The following is a 23,146-nucleotide window of genomic DNA, read 5'->3' on the forward strand; positions in this document are numbered from 1 at the left end:
ACCCTGCTAATCTCTCCTCCATGAAAATCGCCATCATTTCCGACACTCACGGCCTCCTGCGCCCCGAAGCGTTAACCGCGATCGAGGGCGTCGAACAGATCCTCCACGGTGGCGACATCGGCAGCGCTGACATCCTCAGCCAACTGGCGCAAATCGCCCCGGTTCACGCCGTGCGCGGCAACAACGACCTGAACCTGCCTTGGGCCACCGACCTCCCCGACCACCTCACCCTCAACCTCAACGGCTGGCCAACCCTGCTCACCCACGACATCGCCGATGTTCCCGCTCTGCTCGATAGCCACACCCGAATCGTCATTACCGGCCACTCGCACAAACCCTTGATTGAATGGCGCGGCGATCGGCTGTATTTCAATCCAGGCAGCGCCGGGCGGCGGCGTTTTAAATTACCGGTCACCCTCGCGCTGCTGGAAATAGGGGCTGACGCGCTTGATCCACAACTCCTCCACCTTCTGCCCTGAAAATTTTGTGCTTCGGAGCGCCACCAAAAATCTCATCGAACATCGCATTGACATATCGGTAAATCTCGATATCCTCGGCGCATGGACTTACTCGAAATATTCAAAGCGCTGTCAAACCCTACCCGCCTTCAAATCCTGAAGGGGCTCAAGGATCCCGTGAAGAACTTCCCCGCGCAGGACGAGGGCGACGTTCACACGGTTGGGGTCTGCGTCAGCAGCATTCAAGAAGGCATCGGGCTGTCTCAGTCAACGGTGTCGGGTTATCTGGCAACTCTGCAACGTGTGGGCCTGGTCGAAGTCAGGCGCATTGGTCAGTGGACGTACTACAAACGCAATGAAGCAACCATCAGTGTTCTGGCCGAGATCATAGGAAAAGAGCTGTAGATTTTTTTACCGCACAATATCGAGATATCTCGATATCCCTTTTTATAGATATGAGGAAACACCATGAAAGCGATGTTGCTAAAAGCCTTCGGAGGCCCTGACGCGTTCGAGCTGCACGACGTGCCCAAACCCTTGCCGCAAGCGGGCCAAGTGCTGGTTCGAGTCCACGCGACTTCCATCAATCCTTTGGATTACCAGATCCGCCGTGGCGATTATCCCGATCTGGTATCGCTGCCGAGCATTACCGGCCACGACGTCTCAGGCGTTGTCGAAGCGGTCGGGCCAGGAGTAACGGCGTTTACTCCAGGGGACGAGGTTTGGTACACCCCGCAGATATTCGACGGTGCGGGCAGCTACGCCGAGTACCACGTCGCCGCCGAAACCATCATCGGCAAGAAACCGCCTTCGTTGAGCCATCTCGAGGCGGCAAGTCTGACGCTGGTGGGCGGGACGGCATGGGAGGCATTGGTCACCCGGGCGGCGTTGCGAGTCGGCGAAAGTATCCTCGTGCACGGCGGCGCTGGCGGCGTCGGGCATGTGGCCATCCAAATGGCAAAAGCGATGGGCGCCAGAGTGTTCACAACCGTGCGTGAAACCAATGTCGAGTTCGCTCGGAGCCTGGGTGCCGACACCGTCATCGACTACGAAAAAGAGGACTACGTTGACGTCATCCTTCGCGAAACGGCTGGCCACGGGGTCGATGTGGTGTTCGACACCATCGGCGGCAACACGCTGTCGCGCAGCCCGGACGCACTCGCGCAACTGGGCCGTATCGTGACGATTGTCGACATCGCCCAACCGCAAAACCTCGTTCAGGCCTGGGGCAAGAACGCCAGTATCCACTTCGTGTTCACCCGCCAGAACCGCGGCAAGCTGGATGAACTGAGCGCACTGGTCGCACGCGGACAGCTGCGCCCACACGTTGGCGCGGTCTTTTCACTCGCCGACCTCCCCCTCGCTCACAAATTGCTTGAGACGCCCAACAACGGTGTTCAAGGAAAGATCGTGATCGAGGTCAGGCCCTCGATCGTCACGCCAGTGTGAACTTCAAATCGTTTCAGTCCTTCCCGAGGAACATCGCATGATTTATGAGATCGCTGTACTTCCCCTACACCAACAACACATTGAAAGGTTCAGAACGGCGTTTGCCGAGGTCGCGCCGTTGCTCATGCGTGCCAAGGGCTACAAGGGCCACGTGCTCGCGCAAGGGATCGAAACCGCCGACGTTTTCAATCTGATCGTAAAATGGCAATCACTTGAGGATCACACGCCAGGCTTCGAAGCGAGTGAAGACCATCGGCTGTTCATGCAGGGTCTGGAAGATTACTTTTCCGCAGAACCCACGGTTTACCATCTCGAAGGGCCTGAGATGTCTTAGCGGTCGCTTATCATGCTGACAGTGAGTCGCTGCAGAAGCGGCCACTGTCAGTTCGATTCAGGCCATCACCTGCTGCACCGCAAGGCCTTACACGGCACACCCGCCCTCGTCGGCAAGTGGGCCGCCCTGAAACTTTTTCCCCTCGACCGGCCTGATCACCTAACCTCTTAGACTGTGTGTTCATCGAGAGTCGGTCTGTCCCATGCGCAACACGTTGAAGTCGTTGTTTCTCATCGCATTCATGCTGCTCACCGCCGGCAGTCCATCGCTGTGGGCCGCCGATCTGCCAGCACCTGCCGCGACCGCCGCCGCGCCGCTCCCGGTCATTTCGCAAAGTGACCTGCAAGCCCTGCAACAACGCCTCGATGGCCTGAAACAGCAAATCTCCGCCGCGAACAATTACAACCAACTCGAAGGCCCACAGGATCGGGTGCAGGCGTTCATTCTGGACGTCGATAAATTGTCGGCGGCGTTGTTACCGCAACAGGCGCAACTGACGGTGCAACTGGGCGTTTTGGGCGCAGCGCCGGACACCGAGATCGCCGCCGAGCAAGCGGATATCGTCGCCCAGCGAGCGACGCTGACGGAGCAAAAAAACAAAGTCGACGGCACGCTGAAAAGTCTGGCGGCGCTGAAGCAAAGTGCGGCGGATCTGATCACGCAGATCGCCGGCATCCGCCGCACATTGCTTGAAAGCGAGTTGACGCTCGGCACCCTGAGTGTGTTGAACCCGGACTTCTGGGCACCGCTGGTCAATCCTTCGCGGGATGATCGGCAGCGTTTCAGTTTTTTCGTTGATCAAGTTTCTGACACCTGGGCGACGGTGTGGGCGCCGGGGCGGCATTTTTATACGCTGGTGCTGCTCGCGCTGGCACTGGTGGTGTGGACGTTCGGCCGTCGTCTGGCCGAGCGCGGGCTGACCTGGGTTTGCATTCATCGCATGCCCGAGGGACGTTTGCGTCGCAGTGCGCTGGCGTTTGCTTCGGCGCTGGCGACGATTGCGACCACCGCTCTCGCCTTGCATGTGCTGTATTACGCGCTCACCCGTCACGCGCCGCTGACGCCGGTGCTGTCGACGTTTTCCGAGGAATTCGAGAAGGCTGTGTACGCCTGCGTGCTGATTACCGGGCTGAGTCGTGCGCTGTTGTCGATCGATCATCCATCGTGGCGCTTGCCGGCCATTCACGATCAGGTCGCGCAGGCACTGAAGCGCTTCCCACGCATTCTTTCCGGCACATTGCTGGTGCTGGTGACGCTGGTGCAGGTGTGCAACGCCACCGGCATGAGCAGTCAGATCGTTCTGACCGGGCGCGGCGTGACATCGATTGTGGTCATGGTGATTGTGGTGACATTGCTGCTGCGCGTCGGCAAGGTGCGCAAAGCGTTGGTCGCCGCCAATGACACGCAGGCGAACAGTACGTTCGCCGGGGTGATGTACACCATCGCCAGTATTTCGATGTTCGTCTCGGCGATTGCGCTGCTCACCGGTTACGTATCGCTGGCCCGTTTCATCACCTATGAAGTGGTCTGGGCCTACATTGTGCTGTCGGGTTTTTACTTGCTGATTCAGGTGATCAAGGACGGCTGCGAATACGCGTTCTCGCCCAAGCATGCGAGCGGCAAGGCGCTCAAACAGTTACTGGGAATAGGCGATCGGCGCCTCGATCAGATCTCGATTCTATTGTCCGGTTTCAGCCGCGCGGCGCTGTTACTGCTGGCGGTGATCGCCTTGTTTGTCGGTGGCATCGGCACCACGCTCGGGCAGTTGGCGACCAACATCATGGCGATCCTCGGCGGTGCCGGGTTGCGCAAGTTCAACATCGTCCCTTCGCATTTGCTTAACGCGGTACTCGCGCTGTTGATCGGTATCTGGCTGATCCGCGCCCTGAGTCGTTGGCTCGACAATGAATTCCTGCCCAAAACCGACATGGATCCGGGGATGTGCGCGTCACTGAGCACGCTGTTTTCCAACATCGGTTACGCGTTCGTGATTCTGCTGACGCTGTCGTCGTTGGGCGTGCAGTGGACGAACCTGGCGTGGATCGTCAGTGCGCTGTCGGTGGGTATTGGTTTTGGTTTGCAGGAGATCGTGAAGAACTTTGTTTCCGGTCTGATTCTGCTGACCGAGCGGCCGGTGAAGGTGGGCGATTTGATCAGCATCAGCGGCGTCGAGGGTGATATCCGCCGGATCAACGTGCGCGCCACCGAAATTCAGCTCAGCGATCGCTCGATTGTGATCGTGCCGAACTCGCAGTTGATCTCGCAGAATCTGCGCAACGTCACGCTGGGTGGCAGCGCTCAGGGTGTCGCGTCGCTGGAGTTGGTGTTTCCGCTGGATATCGATCCTGAGGCAGTGAAGGATCTGCTGCTGAACACCTACCACGAGAACGAAACCATCCTCGAAAAACCGGCGTCGTTTGTGCGCTTCAGCAAGTTGTCGCCGGACGGAATTACGCTGACGGTGACCGGTTATGTCGGCAGCCCGAGGATTGTCGGGGTGACCAAGAGTGATCTGCTGTTCGAGATTCTCAAACGGCTGGGAGCGGCCGGCATTGCATTGGCATCGCCCCCACCCTAATACCCCTGTAGGAGCTGCGGAACGCTGCGATCTTTTGATCCTGTCTTGTAAAAAAACACGATCAAAAGATCGCAGCCTCGTTTCACTCGACAGCTCCTACAGGCTTTCGGATCGTTCGTTGCGCAGCGACCCAAGGGTTATTCCTGAAGCGCCTATCAGCCTGCTTTTTAGGTCTTTATTGGTGATGAAACGGCGACCTTATACTCGCCGGGTTCGCCCAATCATCAATAAGGATGTTCCATGCCTCAACGTCTTTTACTGGCGGCACTGTTCGTCGCAGTCGCCGGTTGCGCCAGCCCTCCTCCTGCTTCCGTTCACACCCACGATCCCGCCAGTTCAACCCTGCAAGGCGATGCCTCACGGCCGGCGCAGGCGCAGTGGTTGCGCACTGAGTTGTACTTCTCGGTGGGGTCGATCGATCGCAAGGAAGGCGCGGTCAGCCCGGCGCGCTGGCGCGAGTTTCTCGACAAGGAAGTGACGCCGCGTTTTCCGGATGGGTTCACGGTGCTCGATGCTTATGGACAGTGGAGCGATAAAGGCGCGAAGGAGCCGGAGCGTTTGAGCACTAAAGTCATTGTGATTTTGCATGAGAACAGTGCCAAGCGTGGCAGCGATATTGAGGCGATCCGATTGGCGTACAAGCGCATTACCGGAGACTTGTCGGTACTGCGGTTGTCGCAGCCGGCGGAGGTGTCGTTTTAAGAGCCCCTCACCCTAGCCCTCTCCCCGAGGGAGAGGGAACTGATTGGGGGATATTTGAGAGGTTCGCCGACTTGGACTTGCTTTGGCGAATCCAGCATCGACTCGGTTTTTTCAGGTCGATTGAGGCACAGCTTAAAAGCCCCTCACCCTAGCCCTCTCCCCGAGGGAGAGGGAACTGATTGGGGGATATTTGAGAGGTACGCCGACTTGGACGTGCTCTGGCGAATCCATAATCGGCTCGGTCTGCCGAACATGCCTTACACAATCCATAAACGACTCGGTTTTTCAGGTCGATGTATCACTCAAGACACCTCGGTCGGCCCCCTCTCCCTTTGGGAGAGGGCTGGGGTGAGGGTCTGCCGTTAAGCGACTCAACCCGGCCAAAACCACCGCGCCAACCAAAAGAACGCCAATCCCCAAAAACGCCCCATACCCCACTACAGTCACGCTGGAATACAGCATGTACAGGCACAACCCAAAAAACAGCAACGGCAACAGCGGATACAACGGCACCCGCACCGGCCTCGGCACGCGCGGAAAGCGCCGCCGCAATATGATCAACGCGGCACTGCTCAAACTCAAAAATAACCAATACACCGGGGTCAAATACTCGACCATTGTGTTAAACCCGCTCTGGGTAAAACTGCCGAACAACACCAGCAAGAACGCCACCGCGCCCTCCGCCAGCAACGCTTTGCGCGGTACGCCATGGCGATCATCCCAATCACCAAAACTGCGCAACTGCGGTACATCGCGAGCAGCGGCGTAGGTAGTCCGCGCGCCAACCAGCAACGTCGAATTGATCGTGGCGATCGCTGCAATCCCCACCATCAGCAGAATCAGCATGACCCCGGGCGCGCCAAAAGCACGGTTGAGCAGTTCAACTGCCGGCGCATTACTCGCCGCCAAACCGGCAAATCCCAGCCCCTGAACAAACGCCCAATTCAGCGCCAGATAGATAATCATCAACACCGTCAGCGCGCCGATCATGGCGATGAAAATCCCTCGCCGACCATCGCGCACTTCCGCCGATAACGTCGCCGCATCACTCCAGCCGCCGAACGCGAGAAACACAAAAATCATCGCCGCCGAAAATCCGGCCATACCGGTGTTTTCCGGCGTAACCGACGAGTTCGGCAGCGGCGGCTCAACCCCTTGCCACGCCAGAAAAACCCCCGCACTGGCGATGCTCAAAAAGCCTAACGCGAGCAAGCCAACCAGCAATGTCTGCGTGATGAAACCGATGTGCTTGCCCGTCAGATTCAGCAGCACCAACGCCGCGATCACCGCCCCGGCAAACAGCCCCGATCCAAACTGTCCCAACGGCACCACCGCATTTACGTAATCGGCAAACATAAACGCCGACAACGCAATCCACCCGGTGTGCATCACCGAAAACCGCGACCAGGCGAACAGAAACCCCATGCGCTCGCCATACGCTGTGCGCAGAAAATGGTAGTCGCCGCCGGGATGCGGAAACGCTGTGGCCATTTCCGCAAAGCACAGCGCACCGATCATCGACGCCACGCCGCCAAGCACCCACACCAGGTAGAAGTGCTCCGGCCCGACGTTGAGCGCCACGGTCGGCGCGGTTTTCAGGATGTCGGTGGTGATCACCATGCCCAGCGTGATCAACAGCGCCTGGAACACCGGCAGATGCCGCCCCGGCCCGGCGTTAGAAACCATAGGTGGCGCGAGCGTAGTAGTAAGCGCCGTTGGTACCGATTGGCGAGAGCACGTCGTACGGCAGGTTGCCGCCGTAGTTGATCGCCGAGCCGGAGCGTTCCGGGTAGTTGTCGGTGAGGTTATTGCCGCCCAAAGCGATGTTGAATTTCGGGGTGAATTTGTAGGCCACCTCGGCATCCAGCTGCCACACAGCACCGTAGGTCTGCTCCGGTTGCGAATCACCGAAATCAAACACACGAGTAGTCTCGCCCTGACGGGTCAGACGTCCGAGCAAGCCCCAATGTTCGCTGGCCCAGTTGGCGGAAAAAATGAAGCGATCCTTCGGCGCGGCGTCGGTCAAGGTGTTGGTTTCTTCGACGCCGACCAGCGCGTCATTGCCGATGCCCAGCGCGGTCAATTGCGACGGCGTGCCTTTGGTGCTGGTGACTTTGGTGTGGTTGTAGGTGTACGCGGTGGTCAGGCCGAGTTGCCCTTCGTAAAACGGCTGATGATAGTTGAGCACCAATTCGGCGCCGTGGGTGCTGGTGTCGGCGGCGTTGGTGAAGAAGTTGACGTCATGTATGCCGGCCACGCCGAAGTTGTCATTGATGTAGTTTTCCAGCGCATCGCTGCCAATGCGTTGTGACAGGGTGATGCGGTCTTTGACGTCGATGCGGAACACGTCCAGCGACGCATCGAAGCGTTCGTTCAACTGGAAGGTCAGGCCAAGGCTGAAGTTTTTCGAGGTTTCCGGATCAAGTTTTTCTGCGCCCAATGCGCGGGCAATCGGATCGTTGACCGAGAGCACGCGAATATCGGTCAGCGTGCCGCCGTCGCCGAAGTTGCTGGTGGTGTTCTGGAAACCGCTTTGCGCCAGAGACGGCGCGCGGAAGTTGTTCGACACCGCGCCGCGCACCGCCCACTGCTCGGTGAGTTTGTAGCGGCCACTGAGTTTGCCGGTGAGTTTGCTGCCGGCATCGTCGTAATGCTCCCAGCGCGTGGCGGCATCAACGAAGAAACGGTCGGTGAGATCGCCGGACAACTCGGCGTAAGTGCCGAACACATTGCGATCCAGATCTGACTCTTCGCTCGGGCGCAGTCCATTGGCGCCATCGGCTCCGGAGCCGACATAGGAAGCCGCGTCACCGGCGTAAGTCAGGTAGTTTTCGTAGCGGTATTCGCCGCCGACGGCCAACACAAATGAGCGTTCGCCGAGGCGCAGTTCGCGAGTGAAATCGAGGTTGGTCGTGGTCTGGCGCAACTCGTAATCGCCGGTATCGAATTCGGTGGGAGAGTCTTCACCGAGACTGACGTTGAGGGTGCGTCGGGTCGATCCATCGAAGCGGTTACGACCATGGGTGACGCTGCTGTCGAAGTCCCAGTCGTCGCCGATCATGCCTTTGAAACCGGCAGTGGCGGAGACGTCCTTGTTGTCGCCAAGCGATTGCGGCAGGTAGCCGTTGGGATAGAACTGCGGCTGCTCGTACGGGTAGCGATAGAATTCGGCGCCGGTGGTGTGGCGCTGGTTGTAGGTGCCGAAGCTGTAAGCCTTGCCGCCGGCCAGCGGCAGTTCGCTGTTGAACCACAGGTTGACGTCGCGGGCGATACCGTCGCCCATCACATAGTTGCGCTGGTTGGGGATGTCGTCGAAGCCATCGAAACCGGCGCGGTTGGTCGGGTTGCGATCCTTGTACTCGGTGCCGCCGCGAATGAAGCCGCCCTCCTCGCCGAGGCGCGTGCCGATCTTGGCGGTGGTCACGCTGTTCTGGCCGTCGGTGGTGGTTTTGCCGATCGCGTCCTGATGGGTGTGATAGGCGCCGTAGCTCGTCGTCACTTCGCCGCCCTCGGGCGCGTCGTCGAGGATGATGTTGATCACCCCGGCAATCGCATCGGAGCCGTATTGCGCACCGGCGCCATCGCGCAGCACTTCGATGCGTTTGATCGCGCTGATCGGAATCGAGTTGAAATCCACCGGCGCCGTGCCGCGACCGATCTTCGAGGAATCGTTGACCACCGCCGAAGTGTGCCGGCGTTTACCGTTGACCAGCACCAACACCTGATCCGGGCTCATGCCCCGCAGTTGAGCGGCGCGTACATGGTCGGCACCGCCGGAGTTGGACTGGCGCGGCAGGCTGAACGATGGCAACAGCGTCTGCAACGCTGCGCCCAATTCGCCATCCGCGGCGCCGGCGGCTTTCAGGTCATCAGCGGTGAGCACGTCGACCGGCACTGGCGAATCCAGCACGGTGCGCGATGTGCCACGAGTGCCGGTCACCAATACGGTATCGAGTTTGGCTTCATCGTCAGCTTGCGCGGGAAGTTGCCAGATGGACGTGAGCACAGCAGCAGCGAGTAATGAACGCGAACGGTAATACATGCAACAGCTCCTTGAATCGCAGCTAATACCCGGCCCTGCCAACCAAAAGTCGTCGGCCATCAGTGCACGGCAATGTCTGCTGTAGTTTTATAAAACAGGAAGGCAGCGAAGGCTGTTAGATCGGAAAGTGCAAATAGAACGCAGGATCCCCAAAAGTAAGCTTTTCCCCTTGGAGGCCGATGCTAGACGAGCGGAGGGCTGTGGCAAAAGAACCAATAACGCTTAGGTTATATCGGCTTGACGGAGTGTGCTTAGAGCAACATAAGTGTTGCCCAGGCAACACTAAATCCAACTAACAACAACTAACTAACGGATGGATACAAAACCTGTGGGAGCGGGCTTGCTCGCGAATGCGGTGTGTCATTCAACAAGGATGGTGACTGAAGCGACGCCTTCGCGAGCAAGCCCGCTCCCACAGTTTTGATCGGTGTTGGGTCAATCGCTCGGGGTTTGCCGAAAACTCACCGCCAGGCGATTCCAGCTGTTGATCGTGGTCACGGCCATGGTCAGGTCGACCAGTTCCGCCTCGTTAAACTGCTCCCGCGCCTGCTGATACACGTCATCCGGCACATGGCTCTCAGCTAACAAGGTCACCGCCTCCGCCCAGGCCAGTGCCGCGCGTTCACGAGGATTGAAAAAGCCGCTGTCACGCCACACTGCAATCGCATACAACCGCCGATCACTCTCCCCCGCTCGCCGGGCTTCGACCGAATGCATATCCGTGCAAAACGCACAGCCATTAAGTTGCGAGGCGCGGATCTTGATCAGTTGCAGCAACGGCTGTTCGATGCTCAAGTTGCTGGTCAGCGCCTCCATGGCAATCATCGCTTTCATCGCTTTGGGTGAAGCGCTGTAGTAATCCAGACGCGGGGACATGGCTTGATCTCGGCAGGCGCAATAAAGACTTCAAAGTAAGCGCCGAGAGGCTAGCGTTACAGCCCCAATTCCACGGAAAAGTGCCACACCAATAGCGGGTTCAACACAAATCCCCTGTAGGAGCTGCCGAAGGCTGCGATCTCTTGATCTTAAAAAGCAACATCAAGAGATCGCAGCCTTCGGCAGCTCCTACAGGGGTTTATGCCAATTTCGGGTATTTGTGCTGCGCAACTTCTGCCAATCGCCCAACAGCGCTAATCTGGCGGGCACTTCACATTGCCTCGGAGCCACGTCGGTATGGAACTTCATGTCGTGATCAACGGCCGCAAGGATCTCGCCGGTCAGTTGTACCAACAGCTGCGCGGCGCCATCGAATCCGGGCGTCTGGCCGCTGGCACGCAATTGCCGCCCAGCCGCTTGCTCGCCGAGCAACTGGGGATCTCGCGCAAGACCATCTCCGACACTTACGCGCAACTGACTTACGAAAACTTCCTCACCGGCGTGATCGGCAAAGGCACCTACGTCAACGCGCGCCCGGCGCAGGTTCAGCGCAAGCAAAGTCACAGCGAACTGGCCAGTGCCGAGGTGATCGAGAGCTGGCGCAATCTGCCGGTATTTCTGCGGCACCCGACACTGGAAGGTTCGCTGCGTTACGACTTCATTGGCGGCGCCACCAGCAAGGGCCAGTTTCCCCAGGATGACTGGCGTCGGTGCGTCGCTCATGCGATGCGGCAGATGGTGCAGTCGAAAGGCTTTTACAGCGTTGCCGAAGGTTTGCCGTCGCTGCGCAACGCGATTGCCCGACACATCGCATTTTCTCGTGGGGTGAACTGTCAGGACGAAGACATCGTGGTCTGCAACGGCGCGCAGCAGGCGCTGGATCTGATCGCCCGCGTGCTGCTGCGTCCCGGCAGTCTGGTGGCGATGGAAGATCCGGGTTATCCGCCAGCACGCCTGCTGTTCGGCACGCACGGCGCCACCGTGGTCGGTATTCCAGTGGATGCCGAGGGCATTCAGGTCGAACACATTCCCGAAGGCACGCGGCTGATTTACGTGACGCCGTCGCACCAGTTTCCGTTGGGCATGCCGATGAGTCAGGCGCGCCGCGAAGCCTTGCTGGTGCGTGCGCATGAGCTCGGCGCAATCATCATTGAGGACGACTACGACAGCGAGTTTCGCTACGAAGGCCGGCCCACTGATTCGCTGTACAACCTCGACCAGCGCGGTCTCGTCGCGTATGTCGGCACCTTCTCGAAAACCTTGCTGCCCGAGTTGCGCCTGGGCTACGGAATTCTGCCGCCGGCGATCCTTGAAGCGGTGATCCGCGCCAAGCAGCTCACCGATTTGCACGCGTCCACCCTGCCGCAATGGGCGCTGGCCAAGTTCATCGCCGAGGGCTGTTTGCTCAAGCATATTCGCCGCTGCCACACGATTTATGCGCAGCGCCGCGAACGGATTCTGGCGCGCATGGCCAGCGATCTGTCGCCTTGGCTTGATGCGGTACCGGCCAGTGCCGGATTCCACATGGCGGTGTTTTGCAAAGTGCCGATCGACCTGCCGCTGGTGATCGAACTGGCGAAAAAGGTCGAAGTCGGCCTCTACGCCATCAATGGCTTCTATTACCAGCAGACACCGCGTGATGGTTTGTACTTTGGCTTCGGCGCGATTGAGACGCTGGACATTGATATCGCCCTCGATCGCCTCCGCGACATTCTCCAGCAAGTCGCCTGAGCGATTGGCCTAACGGATTAACCGCCGATTGGTTATTGGTGATCGGCGGGTGCAGGCCTATTCTGCACAGGCGTTATCCCTCAATGAGCAGGATTCGTCCGGCCTGATTCAGGAGTGTGAGCAATGTCCAACGAAGTGATCAACACGGTGCAGGTGCAGGCTGCTGCCGGCCGCTCTGACGAGCTGGGCAAGCAACTGCAGAGGATCGTCGAAACCCTGCGCGAAACGCCGGGCTGCGATTCCTACCTGGTCGACCGCTGCCCCGAGGACAGCCACCGCTGGACGGTCAGTGCGCGCTGGCAGTCGGAAGCGGCGATGCAGGCGCATTTCAACCGGCCTGAAGCGCAGGGGTTTATAGACCTGATCGATAGCCGCCTGGCCAATAGTGTGGACTTCAACAGCTTCCCCATCGTCTGATCTGACGCCTTCGCGAGCAAGCCCGCTCCCACATTTGAAATGCGCTCCACTGTGGGAGCGGGCTTGCTCGCGAAAGCGGTTTCCGGCCACCGATAATTTTCCGTAAACCCCGCCAATTGGTCACCCAATCTTCCCGAATATTGGCCGTTTGCTTGCCCCGCCCCTCGGACTACTGTGATTACCAACCACCCCCAACCGGTAATCCACCATGAAAACCCTGCACCTTGTCGCTGCCGCCCTCGCCCTGGCCCTCTCCACCTCGGCCTTCGCCCACGACCCCTCGGAAAAAGTCACCGTACTGCAAGACCAGATGCTGAAAAACGCCCCCGGCAAAAAAGCCATGATGATCGAAGTCGACTACAAACCCGGCCAGTCTTCCATCGCCCACAAACACGACGGCACCGCGATGGCCTACGTGCTCGAAGGCGAAGTGATCTCTCAGGTCAAGGGCGAACAGGCGATCACCTACAAGAAAGGTCAGTTCTGGTACGAACCGGCCGGTTCCGAGCATTTGGTCTCGAAAAACGCCAGCCAAACCAAGCCAGCCAAGTTGCTGGTGTTCATGGTGCTGTCCCCGGATGAGCAAGTGCTGATTCCGCTGAAAAACTGATGGTTGTTTAGCCAGCCATAAATAAAAAGGCGCAAATTGCCGATTTGCGCCTTTTTATATCCCGATGCAATTAACCGGATCGGTTTACAGCAAATAAAACTATTCAATACAAAACCAGACAGCAAATTGTCAGCTTATTTGCCGTGCGACGGGGGTAGTCTGAATTAACTGCCGTCATTGACGGCAACTTTAAACTTTCCGACTGATGTTGTTTCACGGGAGAAACACCATGAAACTTGCGTTCACCAGTATGTTGGCGATATCGGTTTTAGCCCTCTCCGCCTGTTCAGTGCCGACGGCGCCAAAAGCAGTCTCGTCTCTCGATACCCTGCTGCCGCATCCAACCGGTCGCAGTAGCGCGACTCAGGTAAAAAGCGGTCCCGGCGTATCGCTCGGCGTGGTCTACAGCCCAAGCACCCAGAGCAACCGCGAATACCTGCGCGACTATCAAGCCAACGCCGGCACCGGTTTCGGCCAGAGCCTGCTGGTACAGCCGATCCACGACGCCTACGTCGCCAGCTCGAAACCGGACATGGCGGTGGAATGGGTCAACGCCTCCCTGCAACGCCAGTTCGGCTCGGTGACGGTGTATCCGGACATGCAAAGCTTGCGTGCAGCCAAACCGGATGTCACCGCAATCGTCGACACTCACAGCCAGCTGATCACCTCGCGCAGCTCGGATATCAAGGCTGATGTCAGTGCCGATTTTTATGATGCGGGATTGAACTACATCGGCACGGCGAAAGGTTCAGAAGCGAAAGAACTGACACCGGTGTGGGCGGACTTCAAACGCTCGGAAGAGATTGTCGCCGATATTAATCAGCAGCAAGACGTGCAAGTACGGGCGCTGCAAAAGTTTGACCAATCGCTCAACAATTTAGTCGCACGACCTGCGGATAAAGTGTCGATGCTTGATACTAAACCGGCTCAGAAGTTGTATTGAATGTAAGGGGCCTCTTCGCGAGCAAGCCCGCTCCCACAAGGATCGAGTTCAACAAAAAACCTGTGGGAGTCTGGTTTTCCAGCGACGAGGCCAGTTCAAGCAAACCCCTTATTCGCCCCTGCAAAAACAACCCTGTCTACTGTCAGAGTTGACAGTAGACGACCAGCACTGATGGGCTACCTAATGAGTTTCTGGCTTGAACCGCGACAGCGATGTTCAACCCTGACTCCACAGACATCCCGAGGTGTTGAATGACTTCACTACAAACCACAAAAGGCCAAGCACGTCCTGATCTCGAGTTTGGTAACGCAGGTAAAGCCGTCATCAAAATTCCACAGCGCTCTTCAGGAGGAGGCGAATATCTGACGATTGACCAGAGCGGTCGCTTGCTGTTCGCGTGCTCCATTCTCAATGACTTCCTCGTCGGCCGGTTACTGGATGACGGCACAGCGGATTTAACATTCGGGGTCGGTGGGCAAATAAAAGGCACATTCGCTGCCGAAGGCTCATCCGCTGTCAGCAGCATCTTGGTAGACGAGAAAACCGGAAATATTCTGCTCATTGGATTCCACCTGTATCCCGGTCAGATTTCCGACCCAGGTTTCGCTTTACTGGATCCTTCAGGCCACTACGTAGAAAGTTTTGGCGAAGGTGGCAGAGTTGTTATTCCACGTCCTGATCAAATGCCACATCTGCATGCAAAATCCTCTCAGGATCCGAACTCCACCTCCAGCTCATACAGTCAGGCAGTCATAACACCTGATGGGAAAATCCTGTACAACCTCGATGGCAATGTGGCGTTACTGAACCCTGACGGAACGCCTGATAGAGATTTCGCCAATGGCGCCGGTTATTTCCGCGTAACGCACCCGAAGTATCACGACGTGGCGGCTCATTTTTTAGTCCAGCCCACACCCGATCTTATTTTGGTGTCAGGCTGGGTGGACGTAGACGGTGCATGGGTCGGGATGGTTGCTCGGTACTTTATGTCAGGAAAACTGGATACACGCTTCGGTGAGGGCGGGTTCTTCCTTCTGAAAGATGTGGGAAGAAGAACGTCTATTCATCAGATTATAGTCACTGATCAAAACAAGCTTCTTTGTGTGGGCTCTGATTCTGCTGAACCCCAAAAAGGCCTGCTGATTGGCCTGAACGAGAATGGGGAAATTGATCCGGCTTTCGCTGATGGAAAGCCTGTCATAAGCCCTCCGAGCGGAGATGAAAGATTTGTCTGGACGAGCGGGGCAGTCGACAACGCAAGAAATATTGTTCTCACAGGCACTTCCTGGGAGCTTCTTAGCGAGGATAGTTTCATCCCGATCGCCCAGTTCAAAAGCAATGGTCAGCCAGACATGTCGTTCGCAGACAGAACCGGATGGCTCCGCGCTAACGGTGCGAAAGGAGAGTCCGTAGTGATCGATCAAAAGGGCCGAATCGTCCTGATTAGCTCTACGACGCGGTTCTATAACCGCCGATGGCCGATGATTCTCCGTTACCTGCGTTGAGTACAAAAAAGCCCCGGCGTCTCACGATACCGGGGCGTTTTCATTCAGCGCTTACTTATGCCGTTTCAAGCTCGGCATTCGCTGTCGCTGCAGGCACTACTGCTTGCCCGCTCAACGCCAGATCCAGCAGTTCACGGTTGGCCACCGCGTACATGGCGTAGTCCGTGCCGCTCGCAGCGCGGATTTCCACCAGCATGGCGCGCCAGCGCGAGATCATGCTTTCGTGTTGCTCCATCCACAGCGCCAGACGTGCTTCCACGTCCAGTGTGCCGTCGCCCTGTTGCAGGACGGAGATGGTGATCGCGCGTTGCTGCCAGTCGACATCATCACGGAACGCTTCACGGGCCAGGGCTTGCCAGTTGTTTTCCACCGGCAGCGCGCTGATCTGTTGCAGGTACCAGGTGATGTCCAGCGCACTGCCCACGGCGAAGTAGGCTTTCGCCACTTCGGCAGGGTTCTGGCCAGTCACGTCGGAGGCTTCGATGATCGGCAGCAAGGTGTACAGGTGCGAGGTGCCCGCCACCATACGCGCCAGCAATTCCGGCACACCGGCTTCGACGTAAGCCTGATAACGCGCCTGCCAGTTTTCACGGATTTCGCCGCTCAGCAGTTCGTCGAGTTTCAGGCCCAGCTCTTTCAGGTGCGGACCGAAATGCGCGACGTCACGGGCAGCGTTCTGCTCGTTGCGACGGGCACGCAGGAACCAGCGTGTCGCGCGGCGGCCCAGACGCATCAGCTCGTCCATCAGCTCCAGTTGAACGTCAGCGGCAACCTGATAGTCCAGCGCTTCGATCTGACGGAACCAGTGCGGGAGGTGGAAGATGTCGCGCACGATCACGTAAGCGCCGGCCACGTTCGCCGGGCTCATGCCGGTCGACTCTTTGAGTCGTTGAACGAAGGTGATGCCCATGTGGTTGACCAGGTCGTTGGCGATCTGGGTGCTGACGATCTCGCGCTTCAGACGGTGACGACGCATGGCTTCGGAGAACTTGCTGACCAGGGTCGGCGGGAACGCCGTTTCCATGTCGCGGGTCAGGTAATCGTCGTCCGGCACCAAGGAGCCCAACAGCTGCTCTTTGAGGTCGATTTTGCTGTACGAGATCAGCACCGACAGCTCAGGACGGGTCAGACCGTGGCCTTCAGCAATGCGCTCGGCCAGTTGCTCTTCGGTCGGCAGGAACTCGATGGCACGATCCAGCTTGCCACGGCCTTCCAGATCGCCCATCAGACGCTTGTACTCAGCGATGCGCGCATAAGCACGGCGCGCCGCCAGCGACAGCGCCTGAGTCTGCTTGTAGTTGTTGCCCAGCACCAGATTGCCGACTTCGTCGGTCATGCTCGCCAGCAACTGGTTGCGTTGCTTGTCGGTCATGTCACCGGCCTGAACCACTTCGTTCAGCAGGATCTTGATGTTTACTTCGTGGTCGGAGCAGTCCACACCACCGGCGTTGTCGATGAAGTCGGTGTTGGAACCGCCGCCATTCAGACCGAATTCCACACGACCCAGTTGGGTCATGCCGAGGTTACCGCCCTCGCCCACGACTTTGCAGCGCAGCTCGTTGCCGTTCACGCGCAGAGCATCGTTGGCCTTGTCGCCGACATCGGCGTGGCTTTCAGTGCTGGCCTTGACGTAAGTGCCGATACCGCCGTTCCACAGCAGATCCACTGGCGCCTTGAGCAAGGCATTCAGCAGTTCGGTCGGGGTCAGCTTGTCAGCCTTGATGTCGAAGCGTTCCTGCATCTGCGGGGAGATTGCGATGCTCTTCGCGCTGCGCGAGAAGATACCGCCGCCTTCGGACATGATGCTGGTGTCGTAGTCGGTCCACGCCGAACGCGGCAGGTCGAACATGCGCTGACGCTCGACGAAGCTGGTCGCCGGGTTCGGGTTCGGGTCGATGAAGATGTGCAGGTGGTTGAAGGCAGCGACCAGTTGCAGCTTGTCGGACATCAACAGGCCGTTACCGAACACGTCACCGGCCATGTCGCCGACGCCCACTACGGTGATGCTGTCTTCTTGAACATTGATGCCGCGCTCGCGGAAATGACGTTGTACGCCGACCCACGCGCCTTTGGCGGTAATGCCCATTTTCTTGTGGTCGTAACCGGCCGAACCACCGGACGCAAACGCGTCACCCAGCCAGAAGCCGTAGTCGATGGCGATGCCGTTGGCGATGTCGGAGAAGGTTGCAGTGCCCTTGTCCGCCGCCACTACCAGGTACGGGTCGTCATCATCGTGGCGAACCACATTCAATGGCGGCACCAGCGCGCCGTCTTTCAGGTTGTCGGTGATGTCCAACAGACCGGAAATGAAGATGCGGTAGCAGGCGATGCCCTCGGCGGCGATCTCGTCACGGCTGCCGCCCAGAGGCAGGCGACGCGGCAGGAAGCCGCCCTTCGCGCCCACTGGCACGATGACCGAGTTCTTCACTTGTTGAGCTTTTACCAGGCCGAGGACTTCGGTACGGAAGTCTTCTTCACGGTCCGGACCAGCGCAGACCACCACGAGCGACGTTACCGAAGCGCAGGTGCACGCCTTCAACGCGTGGCGAGTAGACGAAGATTTCGAACTTCGGCACTGGCTTCGGCAGTTCAGGGATCGCGTGCGGGTTGAACTTGAAGCTGAAGTACGACTTGTTCTGGCCGTTGGCATCAGTCTGATAGAAGTTGGTACGCAGGGTCGCTTTGATCAGGTCGAGGTAACGACGCAGGATGCGGTCTTCGTTGAGCACCTGCACGTCGTCCAGTGCAGTCAGAATCGCTTGTTCCAGACGCTGTTGCTTGTCTTCCAGATCGTCGTCGCTGAGCTTGCGCGCCAGATAGAAGCGGGTCTTGAACAACCGGGTCAGCTCGCGAGCGATGTCGGTGTGGTTGTTCAGGGTGCTGGCGATGTAACCCAGATCAAAGCCCAGACGAATCTGCTTCAGGTAACGGGCGTAAGCGCGCAGCAGTGCGACGTCGCGCCAAGGCAGGCCGGCAGTCAGCACCAGACGGTTGAACGCATCGTTCTCGGCTTCGCCACGGACGATGTGGACAAAGGCGTCCTGCAGGGTGTCGTTGAGTTGCTGGATGTCGAGATCCAGACCTTCAGCGGCAGTGAACGCGAAGTCGTGAATCCAGAACTCGCGGCCATTGGTGTGACGCAGACGGTACGGGAATTCACCCAGCACGCGCAGGCCGAGGTTTTCCAGAATCGGCAGCACGTCGGACAGCGCCAGCGGCGTGTCGGCGTGATACAGCTTGCAATGCAGCTCGCGTTGACCGGAGACCTGGCCCAGCGGCTGATAGAAGCTCATCACCAGCGGATTTTTTTCGTTGAGGCTCAGCAGGTGCTGCATGTCGACCACGGCCGAATGCGCAGCGAAACGCTCGCGGTAACCGGCCGGGAAGCCTTTCGGGAAGTCCGCCAGCACGTTGGTGCCGTGGGCTTCGCCGAAGCTTTCGACGGTCAGTGCGGCGTAGTCGTCCTGCCAGCTGCGGCAAGCCTGCACGACTTCTTTTTCCAGCAGCAGCGGATCGATGTCGAGACGGTTTTTCGGGTCGACACGCAGGATCAGCTGAACGCGAGCCAGCACGGACTCGGAGAAGAACGTCCAGAATTCGCAGTCGGAAGCCTTCAGGCGCTCCATCAGCACTTGCTGGATCTTCTGGCGAACTTCGGTGGAATAGATGTCGCGCGGCACGTAGGCCAGGCAGTAGCAGAAACGACCGTACGGGTCTTTGCGCAGGAACACGCGGATCTTGTTGCGTTCCTGGATCTGCACGATCGACATCACGGTGCTGAACAGCTCGTCGACCGGGGTCTGGAACAGGTCATCACGCGGCAGCACTTCGAGTACCTGCGCCAGTTCCTTGCCCAAGTGAGCCTTGGACTGGAAGCCGGAGCGGTGTTCGATTTCGGCGACCTTGCGGCGGATGAACGGGATGACCCGCACGCTCTCGCCATACACCGACGAGGTGTACAGGCCCATGAAACGGTGTTCTTTGATGACTTTACCGTCGGCGTCGATTTCACGGATCGACACGTAATCCGGGTAAGCCGGACGGTGCACACGGCTCGGGTGCGCAGCCTTGGCGAACGACAGCAGGGTCGGTTCGCGCAGGTAGTTCACCGCGTAGTCTTCGATGCGCAGGTCGTCGTAGGTCAGGCCGGTGCGCAGCAGTTTGGTCAGGCCAAGGAAGGAGTTCTGGTCGTACTCGATGTGGCCGCCATCGGCTTGATCGGTGACCACGAACTCTTCGTAGCCAAGGAAGGTGAAGTGGTTGCCCACCAGCCATTCCAGGAAGCTTTTGATTTCGTTCTTTTCTTCGGCATCGACGGCGAACGCGCTGTTGTCGAGTTTGGTGAGGATTTCCTGCACCTTGGCTTTCATCGGCTCAAAATCGGCGACCGCAACGCGGACTTCACCGAGAACCTGTTCCAGCTCTTTGCTCAGCACATTCAGTTCGGCCGAGTTGGCGCAGCGGTCGATTTCCAGGTACATCAACGACTCTTGCAGAATGCCGTCGCCCTGGGTGCCTTTCGGCAGGATTTCCAGCAACTCGCCCTTGCTGCCACGACGCACGCTGAGCACGGTGGTTTGCAGGGTGTGGATGCTGTAGCCGCGACGGTTCAGTTCGGTACGAACCGAGTCGACGAGGAATGGCAGGTCGTGGTGCAGGACTTCGACCGCAGTGTGGGTCGACTGCCAGCCATGACGTTCGTAATCGGGGTTGTAAACGCGCACTTGTGGTTGCGCGTGATCGAAGCGCTCAAGCAGGCGCCACGCAGAGAGAGTACAGCCAGCGAGGTCGGAGAGGCGACGTTGAGTCAGCTCGTCCAGAGAAATGATGCCGAAGAATTGTTCAGCGAACAGCGCCACTTGTGGCAGTGCCTGTTCACTGATGTGCTGCGCCAGTGCCGCTTGCAGTTGGTGCTGGAAGTCGGCTTTGCTGGCTGCGGTGAAGAACGCCATCTGTGGTACTCCGCTTAAGCTTGTTATTGATGGAAAGCGTCGCGTGCAACACCCCTTTCGGGGCTTGTGTCGCCCTGTTCCTGATTCTCGGGCAGAGGAAACAGGGGGACAGGTGGGTGAAGCTGGACGAGACACTCAGGTCACATTCACCTTCCATTGAATGGGCATCTGCAAAAGCGACTGCCAGGCTTGCCGACAATGCCTTTACGGGTGCTCATCCGTTGCGCAGCTTAATGGCTGCGACAATGTGTCTGCTTGCGGTGCTGCGACATATTCGTTCATAGGCAGGTAAATGAAGGCTTTCGCACCGGTAAACACTAGCAGCCGTGGCGGAAAACGACGGGGGGAATGCCCGGTTTTACGGGACATTCGTGCCAATCGCCGCCCCGTGACGGCTACATATCCAGAAACGAAAACCCTCAGGGCCGTTCTATCGACCCTGAGCGTGGCATCCGGTTCAGCACTGGCTTTTGACACGGATCAGTCCGGCAACTCTTCGTAGGCCCGGAATTTGCTCACGGTGGCGCAGTCGTAGCACTGCATCTGCAGGGTCAATTTGTCCATGCTGGCGTCGACATTGCTGGAGTCGCACTCGCGGCAGAACAACTGCGGATAGTCGACCTGTAGCGCGGCGACCGGCGAGCCGGTGAGAAACCGAGGCACAAATTCGTCTCGCCAGAACAGCCCCGGCGACTTGGAAAAACCGGCACCACTGTCTTTGAGCACGACGTCGTAAAGCAGGCGGGTCATGGCCGGCTGCGGCACGCGCGTATCGCGGTAGCTGTCCTTGCGCCAGTTCTCCGCCAACGCGAGCTGCGCGGTGCTCTGCATGTTGCGCGGAATGGTGTTGGAGGCGTGAGTGCGACCCTTGGAGTTGCCGGTGGCATAGAAATGCGCAGCGCTTTTCACCGCGACTCTGGCGAAGTAGTAGATCTGACTGACCGAGAAGTTCTGCAGCAATGTGCCGATCACTGAGTCGGCGCGGGCTTCGGCGGTGAACGCCGTACCGACCATATTGGCCTGCAGGTGAACGTATTGAATGGATTCCTCCCGCGCGAGCCTGAAGATCAATGCGTACAACTCACGTTTCCACCCTGGCAGTACAGGCCCGGACAACTCTTCGTACAGGGCCAGATAGAGCATATCGCGCGTGCAGCGCACGCATTCGTCCAGCGCGACATTGGCCCGCCAGTAAACGGCCGAATACGTGCTGATGCTGAACTCGTCGGCCCGATTGAACGCCCGAATGTCCGATGCCGTATCGACCTGCAAGGCGCCCGCCTCGTGCAGACCTTTCACCAACTCTTCACTGAAAGCGTCGGTGGACGTGAGCTTTTCCCCTCTGATTTCAGCATCAAGCGCGGCAATGCGTTCGCCTGCGCCTTGACCGCCGTCATCCAGTAACGCCAGCAGAGCTACTTTTTGCTGGAATCCAAGACTGGCAAAGGGCACCGGTGGGCTTGGCGTACCGTAGCGTGCGGCCAGATCACTGCGGTCACGTTCGGCCTGATCGGCGAGTTGCTGTTTGCGCAGGCGGACACAGGCATCACAACCACAAACACTGCGCCGTGAGCCCGCACCGGCGGTGAAGTATTGATGCTCGCAATTCACACATTTGTAAGCACTGCGCAGGGAAACCGGAGTGCCGCGTGAGGGTCGGTGCATCCACATCGGCAATTCACAATATGGGCATGTCAGGTCAGCACTGACGATCGGCGGCAGCACTTTCAGCACACTGCGTACGGTACCCGGCAGTTTGTACTCGGCAATCAGGTCGGCGGTTTTTTCGCCGTTGAGGTAGCGCTGGTAAAGCTGTTCCACCTGCTCCTCGGACAGATGACTGATTTCTTGCGCCCATTGGAAATATCGCTTCATCAAAAGACATCCTTTTTTGCATGTTGGCCATCGCACTCCGTTGCGTTCGAACAGCAAAATCTGACGGCAAACATCCGTCAAAACAAGCGAAAAGGCCTCCAATTCACGCTATTTTTATTCTTCTCAAAAACCCTACGAGGCCAGCGGATTTTTCTTACTCGACTCTGGGAATAGTCTTTAAGAACAGCCCTGCATTCGATGATGTTTCAGCAGAAATTCCCTCAGGCTGGCAAAATCGCACTTTTTGCGCACTGTCTACCGCGTTAGCCCACCAGGAATTCCCCATGCAAATGACCACCGCCCTATTGATCGTCAACCCATGCGACGACGAAGAAGACAACATGGCCATGCTCTGCTGCCACAGCGACAAGGGCGACATGTTCCTGATGAGCCGCTATCCGGACGAGGATGAGCTGGAAATCACCCTGGACGGCGAGCCATCGACGCTGGACGGCGTGAAGGTCACGTTGACCTCGACGCTGCTGAAAATTGAAATCGGCGCGGCGGATGCTGATGCGTTGAATGGGGATGATGTGCTGGAGATCAGCTTTAACCCGGATATGGTTGATCTGGATGAGGTGGTGGAGACGCTGACGAATATTCTGGATGGGACGGGCACGTTTATTAACGAGGTGTGATGGTATCCGGACTGGCCCCATCGCGAGCAGGCTCAC

General features: G+C 58.2%; 16 protein-coding genes and 1 pseudogene. 12 read left to right on the forward strand and 5 right to left on the reverse strand.

The genetic code is table 11. The annotated features are described in order from the left end of the window. Positions 1-20 precede the first annotated feature (20 nt). The 6 genes from ACZZ0D_RS12210 (at position 21) to ACZZ0D_RS12235 (ending at position 5,521) form a co-directional block, all read left to right on the forward strand. Positions 21-479, forward strand: coding sequence for a metallophosphoesterase family protein (locus ACZZ0D_RS12210; RefSeq protein ID WP_463553373.1), 459 nt, complete (start codon positions 21-23; stop codon positions 477-479). 81 nt (positions 480-560) lie between these two features. Then, entirely contained in the window at positions 561-863 is a 303-nt protein-coding gene (locus ACZZ0D_RS12215) for an ArsR/SmtB family transcription factor (RefSeq protein WP_053119590.1), read from the forward strand. A 63-nt stretch (positions 864-926) separates the two neighbouring features. Then, positions 927-1,907 (forward strand): zinc-dependent alcohol dehydrogenase family protein, encoded by a 981-nt coding sequence (locus ACZZ0D_RS12220; protein ID WP_463553374.1) that lies wholly within the window; start codon positions 927-929, stop codon positions 1,905-1,907. A 37-nt stretch (positions 1,908-1,944) separates the two neighbouring features. After that, positions 1,945-2,241, forward strand: a complete 297-nt coding sequence (locus tag ACZZ0D_RS12225; protein ID WP_463553375.1) for an antibiotic biosynthesis monooxygenase family protein — start codon at positions 1,945-1,947, stop codon at positions 2,239-2,241. 202 nt (positions 2,242-2,443) lie between these two features. Next, positions 2,444-4,819 carry a DUF3772 domain-containing protein gene (locus ACZZ0D_RS12230; RefSeq protein WP_463553376.1) on the forward strand — a complete coding sequence of 792 codons (2,376 nt, stop codon included), beginning with the start codon at positions 2,444-2,446 and terminating at the stop codon, positions 4,817-4,819. Positions 4,820-5,059: 240 nt separating this feature from the next. Beyond that, positions 5,060-5,521: a DUF3574 domain-containing protein gene (locus ACZZ0D_RS12235; protein WP_159811458.1), complete on the forward strand. Its 462-nt coding sequence runs from the start codon at positions 5,060-5,062 to the stop codon at positions 5,519-5,521. Between the two features lie 285 nt (positions 5,522-5,806). On the opposite strand, the gene ACZZ0D_RS12240 is transcribed toward ACZZ0D_RS12235, so the two are convergent. The 3 genes from ACZZ0D_RS12240 to ACZZ0D_RS12250 form a co-directional block, all read right to left on the reverse strand. Beyond that, positions 5,807-7,207: an APC family permease gene (locus ACZZ0D_RS12240; RefSeq protein WP_463553377.1), complete on the reverse strand. Its 1,401-nt coding sequence runs from the start codon at positions 7,205-7,207 to the stop codon at positions 5,807-5,809. Further along, positions 7,197-9,563: a TonB-dependent receptor plug domain-containing protein gene (locus ACZZ0D_RS12245; protein ID WP_463553378.1), complete on the reverse strand. Its 2,367-nt coding sequence runs from the start codon at positions 9,561-9,563 to the stop codon at positions 7,197-7,199. Before ACZZ0D_RS12245 ends, ACZZ0D_RS12240 begins: the two co-directional genes overlap by 11 nt. Before the next feature lie 435 nt (positions 9,564-9,998). Continuing rightward, complete coding sequence (locus tag ACZZ0D_RS12250; protein ID WP_159811461.1) at positions 9,999-10,439, reverse strand: carboxymuconolactone decarboxylase family protein; 441 nt, start codon at positions 10,437-10,439, stop codon at positions 9,999-10,001. Positions 10,440-10,736: 297 nt separating this feature from the next. Here ACZZ0D_RS12250 and pdxR point away from each other — a divergent pair, with 297 nt between their 5' ends. The 5 genes from pdxR to ACZZ0D_RS12275 all read left to right on the forward strand — a co-directional run bounded on the left by pdxR (position 10,737) and on the right by ACZZ0D_RS12275 (position 15,645). Continuing rightward, positions 10,737-12,170, forward strand: coding sequence for a MocR-like pyridoxine biosynthesis transcription factor PdxR (gene pdxR / locus ACZZ0D_RS12255; RefSeq protein WP_463553379.1), 1,434 nt, complete (start codon positions 10,737-10,739; stop codon positions 12,168-12,170). 123 nt (positions 12,171-12,293) lie between these two features. Continuing rightward, a complete protein-coding gene (locus tag ACZZ0D_RS12260) occupies positions 12,294-12,587 on the forward strand; it encodes a putative quinol monooxygenase (RefSeq protein WP_053121122.1) in 294 nt (97 codons plus the stop codon). A 208-nt stretch (positions 12,588-12,795) separates the two neighbouring features. Further along, a complete protein-coding gene (locus ACZZ0D_RS12265; protein WP_212546079.1) occupies positions 12,796-13,197 on the forward strand; it encodes a cupin domain-containing protein in 402 nt (133 codons plus the stop codon). A 229-nt stretch (positions 13,198-13,426) separates the two neighbouring features. Then, positions 13,427-14,140, forward strand: coding sequence for a hypothetical protein (locus tag ACZZ0D_RS12270; protein WP_053121126.1), 714 nt, complete (start codon positions 13,427-13,429; stop codon positions 14,138-14,140). 251 nt (positions 14,141-14,391) lie between these two features. Then, positions 14,392-15,645, forward strand: coding sequence for a hypothetical protein (locus ACZZ0D_RS12275; RefSeq protein WP_463553380.1), 1,254 nt, complete (start codon positions 14,392-14,394; stop codon positions 15,643-15,645). 55 nt (positions 15,646-15,700) lie between these two features. Here ACZZ0D_RS12275 and ACZZ0D_RS12280 read toward each other — a convergent pair. Beyond that, a pseudogene (locus ACZZ0D_RS12280) lies at positions 15,701-20,597 on the reverse strand (NAD-glutamate dehydrogenase). Between the two features lie 480 nt (positions 20,598-21,077). Further along, the gene (locus ACZZ0D_RS12285) at positions 21,078-22,472 is read right to left on the reverse strand and encodes a hypothetical protein (RefSeq protein WP_463553381.1); all 1,395 of its coding nucleotides are present in this window, start codon (positions 22,470-22,472) and stop codon (positions 21,078-21,080) included. Between the two features lie 284 nt (positions 22,473-22,756). Here ACZZ0D_RS12285 and ACZZ0D_RS12290 point away from each other — a divergent pair, with 284 nt between their 5' ends. Beyond that, complete coding sequence (locus tag ACZZ0D_RS12290; protein WP_401237586.1) at positions 22,757-23,110, forward strand: hypothetical protein; 354 nt, start codon at positions 22,757-22,759, stop codon at positions 23,108-23,110. Positions 23,111-23,146: the final 36 nt, after the last annotated feature.

The organism is Pseudomonas sp. AC193, from assembly GCF_979258075.1.